This is a genomic window from Mesorhizobium sp. M0306 (assembly GCF_040321655.1).
Taxonomy (GTDB): Bacteria; Pseudomonadota; Alphaproteobacteria; order Rhizobiales; family Rhizobiaceae; genus Mesorhizobium.
The window spans coordinates 1-13,442 of the sequence record NZ_JAMYRY010000057.1 but is presented as its reverse complement, the minus strand read 5'-3'; the positions used below and the strand labels follow the sequence as shown (position 1 = coordinate 13,442).

Annotated in this window: 13 protein-coding genes and 2 pseudogenes; 13 read left to right on the top strand and 2 right to left on the bottom strand. The window is 57.6% G+C overall.

Going from position 1 to position 13,442, the window contains the following annotated elements:
* Nucleotides 1–440, bottom strand: a pseudogene (gene virG / locus NKI95_RS33150) (two-component system response regulator VirG); the annotation flags it as partial.
* A 1,290-nt stretch (nt 441–1,730) separates the two neighbouring features.
* Here virG and NKI95_RS33145 point away from each other — a divergent pair.
* From NKI95_RS33145 to NKI95_RS33085, 13 genes and pseudogenes are all read left to right on the top strand, one after another.
* The gene (locus NKI95_RS33145) at nt 1,731–2,516 is read left to right on the top strand and encodes a type IV secretion system lytic transglycosylase VirB1 (RefSeq protein WP_352480565.1); all 786 of its coding nucleotides are present in this window, start codon (nt 1,731–1,733) and stop codon (nt 2,514–2,516) included.
* 74 nt (nt 2,517–2,590) lie between these two features.
* Nucleotides 2,591–2,896, top strand: coding sequence for a pilin major subunit VirB2 (gene virB2 / locus NKI95_RS33140; protein ID WP_023673707.1), 306 nt, complete (start codon nt 2,591–2,593; stop codon nt 2,894–2,896).
* On the top strand, nt 2,896–3,222 hold the full coding sequence (locus tag NKI95_RS33135) for a type IV secretion system protein VirB3 (RefSeq protein ID WP_023673706.1): 327 nt from the start codon (nt 2,896–2,898) through the stop codon (nt 3,220–3,222). Before virB2 ends, NKI95_RS33135 begins: the two co-directional genes overlap by 1 nt.
* Complete coding sequence (gene virB4 / locus NKI95_RS33130; RefSeq protein ID WP_023685155.1) at nt 3,222–5,591, top strand: type IV secretion/conjugal transfer ATPase VirB4; 2,370 nt, start codon at nt 3,222–3,224, stop codon at nt 5,589–5,591. The genes NKI95_RS33135 and virB4 overlap by 1 nt, the downstream gene beginning before the upstream one ends.
* A gap of 13 nt (nt 5,592–5,604) precedes the next feature.
* Complete coding sequence (locus NKI95_RS33125) at nt 5,605–6,288, top strand: TrbJ/VirB5 family protein (protein WP_023673704.1); 684 nt, start codon at nt 5,605–5,607, stop codon at nt 6,286–6,288.
* Nucleotides 6,289–6,346: 58 nt separating this feature from the next.
* The gene (locus NKI95_RS33120) at nt 6,347–7,234 is read left to right on the top strand and encodes a type IV secretion system protein (protein ID WP_023762840.1); all 888 of its coding nucleotides are present in this window, start codon (nt 6,347–6,349) and stop codon (nt 7,232–7,234) included.
* Nucleotides 7,235–7,261: 27 nt separating this feature from the next.
* The gene (locus tag NKI95_RS33115; RefSeq protein ID WP_081731114.1) at nt 7,262–7,420 is read left to right on the top strand and encodes a type IV secretion system lipoprotein VirB7; all 159 of its coding nucleotides are present in this window, start codon (nt 7,262–7,264) and stop codon (nt 7,418–7,420) included.
* Nucleotides 7,417–8,130 carry a type IV secretion system protein VirB8 gene (locus NKI95_RS33110; protein WP_023679587.1) on the top strand — a complete coding sequence of 238 codons (714 nt, stop codon included), beginning with the start codon at nt 7,417–7,419 and terminating at the stop codon, nt 8,128–8,130. The genes NKI95_RS33115 and NKI95_RS33110 overlap by 4 nt, the downstream gene beginning before the upstream one ends.
* Nucleotides 8,127–9,011 carry a TrbG/VirB9 family P-type conjugative transfer protein gene (locus NKI95_RS33105; protein WP_023679588.1) on the top strand — a complete coding sequence of 295 codons (885 nt, stop codon included), beginning with the start codon at nt 8,127–8,129 and terminating at the stop codon, nt 9,009–9,011. Before NKI95_RS33110 ends, NKI95_RS33105 begins: the two co-directional genes overlap by 4 nt.
* Complete coding sequence (virB10, locus tag NKI95_RS33100) at nt 9,004–10,143, top strand: type IV secretion system protein VirB10 (RefSeq protein ID WP_023679589.1); 1,140 nt, start codon at nt 9,004–9,006, stop codon at nt 10,141–10,143. The genes NKI95_RS33105 and virB10 overlap by 8 nt, the downstream gene beginning before the upstream one ends.
* Nucleotides 10,127–11,167 (top strand): P-type DNA transfer ATPase VirB11, encoded by a 1,041-nt coding sequence (gene virB11, locus NKI95_RS33095; RefSeq protein WP_023673699.1) that lies wholly within the window; start codon nt 10,127–10,129, stop codon nt 11,165–11,167. The genes virB10 and virB11 overlap by 17 nt, the downstream gene beginning before the upstream one ends.
* 717 nt (nt 11,168–11,884) lie before the next feature.
* Complete coding sequence (locus tag NKI95_RS33090) at nt 11,885–12,571, top strand: response regulator (RefSeq protein WP_352722050.1); 687 nt, start codon at nt 11,885–11,887, stop codon at nt 12,569–12,571.
* A gap of 178 nt (nt 12,572–12,749) precedes the next feature.
* Nucleotides 12,750–13,018, top strand: a pseudogene (locus NKI95_RS33085) (transposase family protein); the annotation flags it as partial.
* A 59-nt stretch (nt 13,019–13,077) separates the two neighbouring features.
* On the opposite strand, the gene NKI95_RS33080 reads toward NKI95_RS33085, so the two are convergent.
* A partial coding sequence (locus NKI95_RS33080) for an IS66 family transposase (RefSeq protein WP_352722048.1) occupies nt 13,078–13,442 on the bottom strand: 365 nt, incomplete at its 5' end.

The following is a 13,442-nucleotide window of genomic DNA, read 5'->3' as shown; positions in this document are numbered from 1 at the left end:
ATCAGTCGCCGCTGCTTCACGCTGAGCTTCCAGGCCCCAAAGCGAAATGAGCGCTGCTCTCTGGTTCGCGGACTAGAAATGCGCTGGCGTAGCGCTACTCGAATGCGGGCCAAGAATTCGCGCATCCCGAAAGGCTTGGGAATGAAATCGGTTGCGCCGAGCTCCAGTGCAACCACTTTTTCCGCCTCATCAAGCCGGTCGCCGCTGATCACTATGATAGGAACATCCGATTTTGTCGCCAGATTGCGGACGATCGCAAGTCCATCCTCTCGGCCTAGGTTAAGGTCAACAACCACGAGATCGACTGGCTCACGTGAAAGAACATAGTCAAACTGCTTGCTATCGTGGACTGCGGTTACCTTCAGGGCATGCATCGTGAGATACTCGGCGATGAGGCGCCGCATTGCGGCATCATCGTCAATGACAAGAACATGTTTCAACGGCACACCTTCAATCTTGAATCCCCTTGTCTAAACCTGTTGCCGAGCAACCCTGGGGCACCGACCCAGAACAGCTGCTCCTTGATACCACTCGCCGTTGCGTGCGGCCAATGTGAGGCCGTGCTCGTCCTGTTCTTTTCATCCCCAGCGAATTGACCGCACCAAGGCAGCCCGTGGCCACCAGACAGGTCCAAGCGCCGACATGACCCTGCCGTGTGGTCCTTCGCTTTTTCGCTTCGAGCTCCCCCGTTGGTGCAGGCCTGCCAATATCACTCAAGTTCGACCTCATGGATGCCAAGTTTCCTGCTATGCCCTTGCATCCTGGTCATCCTGGAGTTTGCGGACCTGGATCATCTCGATATCCTCCGGCTCGTGGATCCAGCTCGGACATGGTTGAGCAGCGCGGCGTTTGGCTTGATCGGAGAGGCGGTCGGCGGAAGAAGACCGTGATTCGCTGCAGCGGCCTTGTGCAAAATAGTGTGTCTCCTGCCAAGCCGGCTTCGTCCAAGGTGGCCGGCGGCCTCAAATGCTGTTCGGCGACCGGCAGGTCGCCGGTTGCGGTGAACGTCCGGGCTAACATTTCTCAGTTACTGCAACTCCTCCATCTTGAGCGTGTCACTATGCTTGTCCATTGCGCCGTCGGACTCCGTCAATGACGTGCGGTTATCTGCCGATGGGACTGTGCATGATCCACCCTTTGGCGGCGGCGGCCGAACAGCTGAACGAGGCTCGCACCAGGAGGGCTGCGCCGCCACGTCTTCCCAGTTGACCCTCGCCGCCGCGGATTTGCGCCTTCGAGCCAGCTTCGCGGACGAGCTCGCGTCTCAAGCAATGATATGAGTGTGCAGGGCCGCGCATGGCTGCTCTTTAAGGACCGGCAGCATACCGGCAAAGTTGGGCCGCTTTATCGCCTTAGTCGATTCCCCACGGTGATCCCGAGCCTGAACAAGCCCGCCAAGCTCCCCATTTTGTCCTTGGCTTGGCGCTGACAGAAGTACCATCCATGACGCCAAAGTCGCGGCCCACACTCCAGGAGCAACGGACGGCCGGGACGAGCAATCCTGTACAGGAGTCATTGTACCAAGATGCTCCGGATGTCGCTGGCTGATCGGGCCCGCGCCACCCACGCATGCGCAAGATGCTCACCCACGCTGATACGAACACGGTCTTTGCTTCAATTGAAACCGAAAAGCTGAACTTGAACATCACACAGTAACAAACCTCCCCGATAAGCGCGTGCCGGACAGGGCCAGAACCCGTCCGGCGGCTTGGAAAGGTAGGTGATAGGGAATGTTTATTGCAGCTTGGCCGCTGGCCATCGTCCTGATGACATCCATGTCACTCCCAGCCGAGCCCGCGCCACTTTCTCCGCGTGAGTTCCGCAGCCTGTCGCGCAAATGCGCCCCCTGGGTTGCGCCGTCCACCCTCGCCGCGATTGCCAAGATTGAAAGTGGCTTTGAAACGCTGGTGGCTCATGACAACACCACAGGTGAGCAGCTTCGCTGGATAGACCACCTGGAAGCCACGCGGGGCATCAAGGAACGCCTCGAAGCACAACATTCTGTCGATGTTGGATTGATGCAGATAAACAGCAAGAACTTTGCCATGCTCAATCTCACGCCGGAAAGGGCTTTCGAGCCCTGCGCCTCGCTTTCGGCTGCCGCCCACCTGCTTGAAAGCCGGTATGCCGGCGGCACCACTGCTGTGGCACAGCAACTGGCGCTTCGCCGTGCCATCTCGGCCTATAACACGGGCGACGTCACGCATGGCTTCGCCAACGGTTATGTACGCAAGGTCGAGTCGGCCGCAAAGGACATCTCAAGTCTCCTTGAGAGAACGCTGGAGCCGACTGCTCGAGACGTGCCGCACCTTGAGGCACCCGGTCGGAAAGCCGTGCCGCCTCTGCTCCAGCAGAGCCAACAGGCCAATAGAAAGAAGCAGCCCAACCAAGATTCTTGGGACATCTGGGGCTCGTATCAGCCAGACCGCTCCGGGGCCGATCCCTCCGATCCGACAGGCAGCCAGGCTGCGAAAGCACGGGAACCCGCGAACCCGAACAAACTCGTATTCGATTGAAACATGGAGATGCAATGATGACGCCACTCAAGATACTTCGTGCGCTTAAAACGCGTGTTCCTTCGCCTTTTTCCATGCTGCGCATGGCGGCTGAATATGTACCGGCCGCTGCTGCAGGCGCGGCGTGGACGGTCTTCTACAGCGGGCCAGCCGCGGCTCAGGTGACCGGAGGGACGGATCCTGCCAAGATGGTCCAGAATATCTGCACGTTCATACTTGGCCCCTTTGGACAATCACTGGCCGTGCTCGGGCTCGTAGCCATCGGTATCTCTTGGATGTTCGGTCGTGCTTCACTTGGCCTGGTTGCGGGTGTCGTTGGAGGGATCGTCATCATGTTCGGGGCCAGCTTCCTGGGCAAGGCGCTCATAGGCGGCGGCTGATGAGCGACCGGTTGGAAGTGAGCACCCTCTATGTGGCGGCGACGCGCCCCGCACTGTTTCTGGGGGTGCCGCTGACGCTGGCCGGATTGCTCATGATGTTGGCTGGGCTTGTTATCATTATCCTTCAGAACCCGCTCTACGAAATCGTTCTCGTGCCACTCTGGTTCGGAGCACGGCTGGTTGTTGAGCGTGACTATAACGCGGCAAGCGTCGTGCTGCTCTATTTGCAGACGGCCGGCAGAAGCGTGGACGGGCCGGTCTGGGGAGGCGCAAGCGTCAGCGCCAATCCGATCAGAGTGCCGAAACGCGGAAGAGGAATGGTGTAATGTTCGGCGCCAGCGGCCGGACCGAGAGGTCTGGCGAGATCTACCTTCCGTATGTTGGTCACGTAAGCGATCAGGTTGTCCTTCTGGAAGACGGATCGATCATGGCCATGGCACATGTGAACGGTGTGCCCTTTGATTTGGAAGACGCTGAGATGCGCAACTCGCGCTGCCGCGCGTTCAACACTCTCTTGCGCAACATCGCCGATGACAATGTCTCGATATACGCTCATCTTGTGAGACACAACGATGTGCCGGCGCCGGCGCCGCGCCAGTTTCAAAGTGCATTCGCTGGCAGTCTGAGCGAGGCCTACGAGCGTCGTGTGCTGTCGGGAAAGCTCTTTCGCAACGATCACTTCCTCACTTTGATCGTGTCCCCCCGCACCGCAATCGGCAAGATCGGCTTGCGGATTGCCAAGTCCCGCAGACGGAATGAGCACGATCTAGCCACCCAAATGCGGAGCCTGGAAGACCTCTGGCACATCACTGCTGGCGCACTCGGCGGTTACGGTCTGCGCCGGTTGGGCATTCGTGAGAAAGGCAACGTGCTCTTCACGGAAATCGGCGAGGCGCTTCGGCTCATGATGACTTGCCGGTTTCTTCCGGTTCCGATGGTTACCGGCTCACTTGGCGCCTCGATCTACACTGACCAGGTCATCTGCGGGAAGCGGGCGCTTGAGATTCGAAGGCCCGGGGATAGCTCCGTCGGATCATTGTTTTCGTTCCGTGAATATCCGGCGACGACGCGGCCGGGCATGCTAAATTCCTTGCTGTCCGCCAACTTCCCGCTTGTCCTGAGCCAGAGCTTTTCCTTCCTCACTCGCCCACAAGCTCATGCCAAACTAAGCCTTAAGTCCAGCCAGATGACGAGTGCCGGCGACAAGGCTCTCACCCAGATCAATGAACTTGCCGAGGCAGAGGACGCACTGGCAAGCAACGAATTCGTGATGGGTTCGCATCATCTGAGCCTGTGCGTCTATGCCGACAGCCTCAATAGCCTTGCAGATCGCGCAGCAAGTGCCCGCGCACGGCTGGCCGACGCGGGCGCCGTTATCGTCCAAGAGGGCATCGGCATGGAGGCCGCATATTGGTCCCAACTTCCGGGGAACAACAGGTGGCGCACGCGCCCGGGGGCGATCACCTCACACAATTTTGCCGGGCTCGTCTCATTTGAGAACTTCCCAAGCGGTTCCAGTTCCGGCCACTGGGGCAATGCTGTTGCGCGCTTTCGCACAAACGGTGGAACTTCTTTCGACTACATCCCCCATGAGAATGACGTCGGCATGACGGCAATATTCGGGCCCGTTGGCAAAGGCAAGACGACGCTGATGACCTTTGTCCTCGCGATGCTTGAGCAAAGCTTGGTCGATCGCAATGGTGCGATCGTCTTCTTCGACAAGGATCGGGGTGGTGAACTGCTGGTGCGAGCCACGGGAGGGACATATCTTGCGTTGCGCAGAGGCGCTCCGAGCGGCTTGGCCCCTCTGCGTGGACTGGACAACACCTCCGCCTCCCGGGACTTTCTGCGCGAGTGGTTGATGGCCCTGATCGAGAGTGACGGCCGTGGTCCGATCTCGCCGGAGGAAAGCCGTCGGCTGGAACGCGGCATTGTTCGTCAGCTTTCGTTCGAACCCCCTATGCGCTCACTTGCGGGCCTGCGCGAGTTCCTATTGCACAGCCCCTCCGAGGGCGCAGGAGCACGGCTGCAGCGGTGGTGTAGAGGGGGGGCGCTTGGATGGGCCTTTGACGGCGACGTGGACGAAGTAAGGCTGGATGCCTCCATTACGGGCTTCGACATGACGCAGCTCCTGGAATATGAGGAGGTCTGTGCACCGGCCGCCGCATACCTTCTGCATCGAGTGGGCGCTATCGTCGATGGTCGTCGGTTCGTCATGAGCTGCGACGAATTTCGATTCTATCTACTCAACCCCCAATTCTCGGCCGTTATCGACAAGTTCTTGCTCACGGTCCGCAAAAACAACGGCATGTTGATACTCGCAACGCAGCAGCCTGAACACGTTCTGGAATCGCCTCTCGGAGCTAGTCTCGTTGCGCAATGTATGACGAAAATTTTCTACCCATCACCGACGGCGGACCGCTCTGCGTATGTGGATGGCTTGAAGTGCACTGCGCAGGAGTTCGAGGCAATCCGCCAGGGAATGGCAATCGGCAGCCGCAAGTTTTTGCTCAAGCGCGATAGCGGGAGTATTGTTTGCGAATTCGATCTTGGGCAGATGCGCGAGTACGTAGCCGTACTCTCGGGGCGGGCCAACACAGTGCGCTTTGCCGACCAGCTTCGTAACCAGCACGGAGACGCCCCAAGTGGGTGGCTCGACAAGTTCATGGCCCGGTACCACGAAGTTCAAGACTGACGGAGGAATATTCATGAAATTTGCCAAACTTGCAGTAACGACCCTTGCTGCTTCCCTTCTGCTTCACGGACAGGCCCGTTCGCAATTTATCGTCAGCGACCCTGTAACAGAAACACAAGCGACCTTAACAGCGCTTTCCAATGCGGCGATCCTTGAGAGGTCAATCGAGACGCTCGCTACCACGATTGAAATGGTGACGATTCTAACGTCGTCATTCGCTGTCACGGGACTGCTAAGCTCACTGAACCAAGGAAATCACTACCCGTCGAGCAATAAGCTGGAGGAGCAGATGTTTGATGCTCGGGCGCCAGCTTCGATTATGGCCCGTAACATTGCGAAGGACCCAAATCGGATAGTCAACGGCACCGATTCAGAAGCGAAACTGTTACAGGGACAAATCGCCGGGGCCGCCAATGCCGCAGCTATTGCAGCCGACACTTTGGGCATGATGGACAAGCGCCTTAAGGATAACGCCGGCACGCTTGGTCAGCTTTCCCGCTCGGGAAATATTATGCAGGCCACCGTGACCAACGGTCTGGTCCTCAAGCAGATTCACGATGCGATGATCCAAAATGTCCAGGCCACGAGTCTGCTGACAATGGCCACTGCACAAGGGAGCCTTCACGCCGTGGAGGAGGCCGCCACGCAGCGTCGCGAACATCAGGACACCGCTAATATGTTTAGCATCCTCCCGTAAACCACACAGAGTTCATCAGGCTCAGCTGCGCTGATCAGGGACACATCAGGCTCACGCCATGAATTTCAAAATTCCCGCGCCATTCACGACTATACACACGATCTTTCATGGGGCCTTCACGTCCGGGCTGCACAAAGTGCTTGAAAACGTCCAAGCGGCGGTCAGTGCGCCTCTGGTTGCGTGTGTCACGCTCTGGATAATAATCCAAGGCTGTCTGGTCATGCGTGGTCAAGTCGATGCGCGCGGGGGTATCTCGCGCGTAATCATGGTGTCGATTGTCGTCGCCCTTATCTTAGGGCAGGCCAACTATCAGCAGTACATTGAAGCGCTCTTCGACGACACGATTCCGAGGTTGGCTCACGACATCAGTGGCAGCGACTTGCCCTTCATCGGAATCCCCCAGAAGCTCGATCTCATGTTTGCTTCAAGCCAGTATGTCTTTCAGCTGATTGCTTCCGAAATTGGGCCTATGAACGGCCAGGACATACTTGCTTTCGAGGGAGCGCAATGGATTTTCTACGGCGCGCTGTGGACAGCGTTCGAGATCTACGATGCCGTTGGAATTCTGACGAAGGTGCTCTTGACGATCGGCCCCCTGGTCCTTGTAGGCTACCTTTTTGATCACACTCGAGACATAGCCACCAGATGGATCGGCCAACTGCTCTCGTACGGGCTGCTGCTTCTCCTCCTCAACATCGTTGCAACGATAGTAATCGCTGCCGAAGCAGTCTCGCTGGCAGCCATGCTTTTGATGATCAAATTCTCGGGCACGACAGCAGCCAAGATCATCGGGCTTTACGAGCTCGACATGCTTTTCCTAGCTGGTGACGCTCTGATCGTCGCGCTTCCGACGATCGCCAGCAGCATCGCCGGCGGCTCTTGGGGAGGTGCGAACCGACCTCTTAACAGCCTCAATCGCCACTTTGCCAAAACGGCGGGTGGTTAATCAATCGACAAGCTCGGTGCCAAAAACATGAAATATTGCCTACTTCTGTCAATCCTCGCTTTGGCCGCCTGCAAGACGAGCCATGGGCTTGCGACATGCGCGGGTGCCCCATTCCAACTGAACGTGGGACAATGGGAAACCACCCCTGAGGATCTTCAGGTCGAATGCGCGGAAGAGCCAAAGTGAAAGTTCCTGAACATGCCCTTCTGGTGGAGAGAGAAACGCTAGCCGCCCACTATAAGAAGGTGGAAGCGTTTCAAACTTCACGAGCGAAGTCTGCGCGGCGCCTGTCAAAGGCCCTGATAGCCTTTGCCGCAGCGGCGGTCCTAGGAAATGTTGCCCAGGCATTTACCATTGCTGCCATGGTCCCGTTGGCCAAGCTCGTACCTGTGTTCCTCTGGGTCCGGCCGGATGGGACCGTCGACAGCGAAGTGTCAGTCTCTCGACTGCCGGCAACCCAAGACCGAGCCGTCATAAATGCTTCGCTGTGGGAATATGTACGCCTGCGCGAGGGGTACACAGCAGATACAGCCCAATACGCCTATGACCTCGTATCCAGTTTCAGCGCGCCGGCTGTGCGACAGCAATATCAAGATTTCTTCAACTATCCGAATCCCACCTCGCCGCAAGTCACGGTCGGCAAACGCGGCAAGCTCGAGGTCGGGCATATTTCTTCAAACGACATCAGTCCGGACGTTCAACAGATCCGTTACAAACGTACGCTTGTTGTCGATGGGCAGATGCCGATAGTGACCACCTGGACAGCTACCATCCGCTACGAGCGCTTGACGGGTCTGCCTGGGCAATCGAGGCTCACCAATCCGGGAGGTCTACTCGTCACTTCCTATCAAAGCTCGGAAGATAGCGTATCGAACCTGGGCTATGTGCAGCCATGACAAAAAGAGCGTTTCTCGCGCTGGTCTGTTCACTCTTCTTAACGATGGAAGCGTCCGCGGAAGACACACCACTTGCCGGCAAGCATGATGCGCGCATGCGCTACCTGGCTTACCGTCCTGACGAAGTGGTGCGCCTGTCTACCGCAGTGGGGGCAACGCTGGTTGTCACATTCGCGGCCAACGAGACAGTCGCAGCCGTGGCCGTTTCCAATAGCAAAGACCTGGCTGCGCTCCCGCGCGCCAACTATCTCTTTTTTAAGGCTAGCCGGATGCTCCCGCCGCAGCCGGTCATCGTGCTGGCCGAGAGTGAGTCCGGTACACGGAGATACGTCTTCAGTATTTCAACGAGAGCGATGCCAAAACTCGATGAGCAGCAACCTGACCTATACTACAGTGTGCAGTTCACCTATCCTGCTGATGAGGCTGCTGCTCAGAGAAAGGACGCAGAAAGGCGCTCGATTCTTGGTCAGGCCCGGGCGAAAGTGCTGCGCGACGAGAGAGTTCAGGATTTGTTGAATCGGCCCGCCGCAACTACCAGTCCGGACGAAAGCAATTTTCACTACGTCGCAAAGGGCGATCGATCGCTGGCGCCGCTGGAAGTTTTCGATAATGGCTTTACCACCGTATTTGGCTTCGCAAGCAATTCCCGCATACCCTCCCTCTACATTATCAATCCCGACGGCAAGGAAGCCGCTGCCAATTACACGGTCAAAGGAGACTATGTTGAAGTATCCGCAGTCGCCCGGGAATGGCGTCTGAGAGATGGCAATACGGTCTTGTCCATTTTCAACAGGGCTTATGACCCTGTGGGACGAGCGCCAGGGACCGGTACAGTGACACCCGACGTGTGGCGCGTTTTGAAAGGCCCGGCCGATGAATGAAACCGGCCCACAGTCGGGACATGATGTCCATGCCTCAGGATCGATGGTCTCGGAGCCGGCCCGCCGGCATGTTTCGGGATTGCAGAAGTTGGCCGTCGCTGCTCTTGTTCTCATCTCATCTCTATCGCTCATCTGGCTCGGCGGTCGTCCCAGCACACAAGACGAGCCAACTCAGCCAAAACCTCCAATTGTCGCCGACGCCGAGCCATTCCGCCCCGTGCCGATTGAGATTGCTCCCGAAGCTCCAGCACCCGTACAGGCGGCGCAGGCAGGAGATCCTGCGCCATCCACGCCGCCTCCGGCGCCAGCTGATCCGCCGCCGGAGGAAACACCAATTTTCGCCTACAGTGGCAGCGGTCAAATGCCCAACGACGGTCAGCGGAGCGAAGACAACCATAGGGATGCTCCCGCGACCTCGCATGAGATTTCAGACGCTGGCGATCTGACGGGGCGATTGAAGCCAGATATACAGGAGCCAAGCCGGGCCACACTTTTGCCGCACCCTGATCTCGTGATTACCCAAGGAACGATAATTCCCTGCATTTTGCAAACGGCAGTCGACACAAATTTACCGGGTTATGTGAAGTGCGTCTTACCTAAAGACGTCCGCGGCGCCACCAACAACGTGGTGCTTTTGGATCGCGGGACGACCGTGATTGGCGAGATCCAGCGTGGTCTCCAACAGGGGGATGCGCGTGTCTTCGTGCTGTGGACGCGCATCGAAACGCCTGACCATGCCCTCGTTTCGCTAGCGTCGCCGGGCGCTGACGAGCTCGGCCGCTCCGGAATGCCTGGCACGGTGGATAATCACTTCTGGCAGCGCTTTGGCGGAGCAATGCTCATGAGCGTCATTCAAGGCGCGTTTCAGGCCGCCGGTCAATACGCTGGCAGCTCAGGTGGAGGAAGCGGCATCAACAGCTTCCAGAGCAACGCCGGACAAGCCGTTGACACGACCCTTAGAGCAACGATCAACGTTCCGCCAACTCTGAAGAAAAACCAGGGAGATGCTGTATCGATCTTTGTGGCTCGGGACCTCGATTTCTCAGATGTATACGATCTTAGACCGATCGCCGTGGCGCCAGCCCCCCAACATCGCCAACGCCGGAGAGACAACAATGCGACCGGAGGCTGACCCTCAATTGCGTTTGCTTCTCAACCCTGTTTTGAAATGGCTTGAGGAGCCAAGGACCGAAGAGGTCGCTATCAACCGGCCTGGGGAAGCCTTTGTCCGACAGGCCGGCGTTTTCACGAAACATCCGCTACCGCTATCTTATGACGATCTGGAGGACATCGCGATCCTCGCTGGAGCGCTGCGCAAGCAAGATGTCGGACCGCAAAGCCCCCTCTGTGCGACTGAGCTGCCGAACGGAGAGCGGCTGCAGATCTGTTTGCCGCCCGCTGTTCCCTCAGGAACAATAAGCCTGACGATACGGCGTCCCTCAAGTCGTGTGACCGAACTCAAGGAAGTTTCTTCTCGCTACGAATACTCGCGTTGGAATCAATGGCGGTCACGAAAGGAGCGCCAAGAGCGGCAGGACGAAACGATTCTTCAGCACTACGACCATGGTGACTTGGAGCAATTTTTGCGAGCATGCGTTTGCGGGCGGCTCACGATGCTGCTTTGCGGACCTACTGGAAGCGGCAAAACGACAATGAGCAAGACTTTGATCAACGCTATACCCCCGCAAGAGAGGCTGATAAGTATCGAGGACACGCTCGAACTTGCAATCCCGCACGAGAACCATGTCCGGTTACTCTATCCGAAGGACCGAGCAAGCGTAGGTGCGGTGACAGCCGAGCAACTGTTGCAAGCCAGCTTGCGCATGCGCCCTGATCGAATATTGCTTGGCGAGATGCGCGATGATGCTGCTTGGGCCTACCTTAGCGAAGTCGTCTCCGGCCATGCGGGATCAATATCAACGATTCATGGGGCGGATCCGGTCCAAGGCTTTAAAAAGCTCTTTTCACTCGTCAAGAGCAGCCCGCAAGGAGCTGCTGTGGAAGACCACACGCTTCTTGACCTGCTGTCGGCTGCCATTGACGTCATTGTGCCGTTCAGTACCCACGGCGACGTGTATGAGGTGGGGGAGGTGTGGCTCGCCGCCGATGCCCGGCGACGCGGAGAGACAGTAGCCGACCTTCTTAACAAGCACTAAGGCTAGAGCACGTCGGGGATCGGTAAGTCGTTTGTGATACGATGGCGTAATTTGTTCAAATTGAACGTCCACTTTGATTTGAGGGAGGTGGATAATGGGAGGAGGACTGGGCGTAGACCTTCGGTCACAAGTCTGAAGTCTTCGGGCGCCCTGTCGGCGCGGCAAGTTGCGGCACGATTCGACTGGGTGTATCGAGCGCGTCCGCTGAATTGCGCGGGCGACGCTCACCGAGCTGGTGCCGATGCCTGCTTCAAAAGCGGCATCGACACCCGGCAGCTCGTACCCTTGATTTACCTAGCCGCGCTCAATGAGTGTCTTCAAAGCCGCCGAACGTGGTTCGGAATGACCGGTGGTAAATCGGGAAGTGCCATATAGGGAATCCTCCTGGTATTGCCTCCAGGGGGTCCTCTCAATGAACAAAGCCGCAACCTGCCTTGCGACCTCAGCTGGAGTTTGCGACGCAACCCATAGGAGGATCGATGCGCAGAGAAATCGCAGGCAGAGTCGGTGGCATTGTGGGCTGGCCGACCGACGGTTTCAGCCCGTCAACAGGTCTTCACGTGTTCCATCCCCGACTATTGCAGGCGTGCGGCTTGCATGCTCCCGCGATCACCCATCGGAAAGAGCGTTACGAACACTACGAAGAGTTGCGCGACTTCCGCTGTCGCCCCGGTCTTACAGCGGACGGTGACCTGTCCGACCTTGATAGGACGTGAAATGCGAACGCTGCTCATTGATCATCATGTGGATCTTACGCGCGCTGTGCGAGTTGCGCTCGGGGATAGCGGTTTTGCCGTTGATGTAGTTGGCAACCTGGAACAGGCGTCGAGGGCATTTTGTTGCGCAACCTATGAAATTCTCCTGCTGGAGTTGGCTCTGCCAGATGGCGATGGCTTGGGCTGGCTGAGACAGCTAAGGAGCGACGGGCATTCAGTTCCAACCCTCATTATGAGTAGCATCAACGATCTCGAGAAGCGAATTGCAATTTTCAACGGTGGCGCGGACGACTTTCTGCTCAAGCCCGTCTCTTTCGATGAGCTCATCGCCAGAATGAGAGCCATTCTGCGCCGGTCGACACAGGTGACCGACCCCATCGTTGTATTTGGCAATCTCAATTTCGATCCGATCGGCCGACAGGTTTCCGTCTCGGGTCATCCTCTGAAGATCGCACGCCGCGAACTATGTATTTTAGAGCATCTGCTTATCCGTGCAGGCCGCATCGTGCCTCGTGCGCAGTTGGAAGATCACCTCTATTCGTTCAACGACGAGGTATCTGCCAACGCGCTTGAAGTCGGAATCTATCGCTTACGTGGACACCTGAGTAGGTCAGGTGCAACGCCACGGATCACGACCGTGCGCGGCATTGGTTACCTTCTTGAATTGACTGAGGCGGCATCCGCATAGTTGGTCTAAATTGAAAGAACAGACTGCCTGCCCGTCGTCATGTTGAGCTTGTGGCCATAATCGACATCGCGGCCGCCCTTGACGATGGTGTCGGCATGCGGTTCGAACGGCTCTGTCGCAAACCTTTTGGTAAGCGGAGCATGGCAAGAAACACTCCTCAGCTGTGGAGGAGCACGTGATGTTCAACGGCCGCCATTTCGACCAGTCGGTGATCCTGCTGTGCGTGCGCTGGTACCTGGCCTACACTCTGAGCCTGCGCGATCTGGAAGAGATGATGGCCGAATGCGGCTTGAAGGTCGCCCATTCCACCGTGCATCGCTGGGTCGCCCACTTCTCGCCGTAGCTGCTGGAGCGCTTCAACCGGCGCAAGCGTGTGGTCGGCAGCAAGTGGCATATGGACGAGACGTACATCAAGGTCTGCGGCCATGGATGTATCGTAAGCGCTCATTTCCCCGCACGTGGACGGCCCTTGCAACAGCTGATCGCTTTCAGACGGACGCGTCGGGTCAGGCTGCGGCGGCTTTGAGGAAGTTGAAGGGCAGCAGGTCGTCGATGGCTGCGTTCTCGGGGCGCTGAGGCAGTTCAGTGAGGACGTGGCGCAACCACGCTAACGGCTCGACGCCACAGGCGCGGCAGGTCAACATCAGGCTGTAGATGACGGCGCTGGCCTTAGCTCCGTCGACAGTATCGCTGAACAACCAACTCTTCCTGCCAGTTGCAAAAATCCTGATGTCGCGCTCGAGAAGATTGTTGTCGATCGGCATGCTGCCGTCCTCGGTGTAACGCGTCAGATATCCCCATTGGTTCAGGGTGTAGGAGACGGCGTCGCCGAGCTTGCTGTCCGGCAAGACTTTTGGGGCGATGTCGTCGA

Excerpts from the sequence above, each read along its gene's own strand:
- NKI95_RS33090 (WP_352722050.1), top strand. The coding sequence starts at position 11,885 with ATGCGAACGCTGCTCATTGATCATCATGTGGATCTTACGCGCGCTGTG.
- NKI95_RS33145 (WP_352480565.1), top strand. The coding sequence starts at position 1,731 with ATGTTTATTGCAGCTTGGCCGCTGGCCATCGTCCTGATGACATCCATG.
- NKI95_RS33105 (WP_023679588.1), top strand. The coding sequence starts at position 8,127 with ATGACAAAAAGAGCGTTTCTCGCGCTGGTCTGTTCACTCTTCTTAACG.
- virB2 (WP_023673707.1), top strand. The coding sequence starts at position 2,591 with ATGCTGCGCATGGCGGCTGAATATGTACCGGCCGCTGCTGCAGGCGCG.
- virB11 (WP_023673699.1), top strand. The coding sequence starts at position 10,127 with ATGCGACCGGAGGCTGACCCTCAATTGCGTTTGCTTCTCAACCCTGTT.
- NKI95_RS33135 (WP_023673706.1), top strand. The coding sequence starts at position 2,896 with ATGAGCGACCGGTTGGAAGTGAGCACCCTCTATGTGGCGGCGACGCGC.
- NKI95_RS33120 (WP_023762840.1), top strand. The coding sequence starts at position 6,347 with ATGAATTTCAAAATTCCCGCGCCATTCACGACTATACACACGATCTTT.
- NKI95_RS33125 (WP_023673704.1), top strand. The coding sequence starts at position 5,605 with ATGAAATTTGCCAAACTTGCAGTAACGACCCTTGCTGCTTCCCTTCTG.
- virB10 (WP_023679589.1), top strand. The coding sequence starts at position 9,004 with ATGAATGAAACCGGCCCACAGTCGGGACATGATGTCCATGCCTCAGGA.
- virB4 (WP_023685155.1), top strand. The coding sequence starts at position 3,222 with ATGTTCGGCGCCAGCGGCCGGACCGAGAGGTCTGGCGAGATCTACCTT.
- NKI95_RS33115 (WP_081731114.1), top strand. The coding sequence starts at position 7,262 with ATGAAATATTGCCTACTTCTGTCAATCCTCGCTTTGGCCGCCTGCAAG.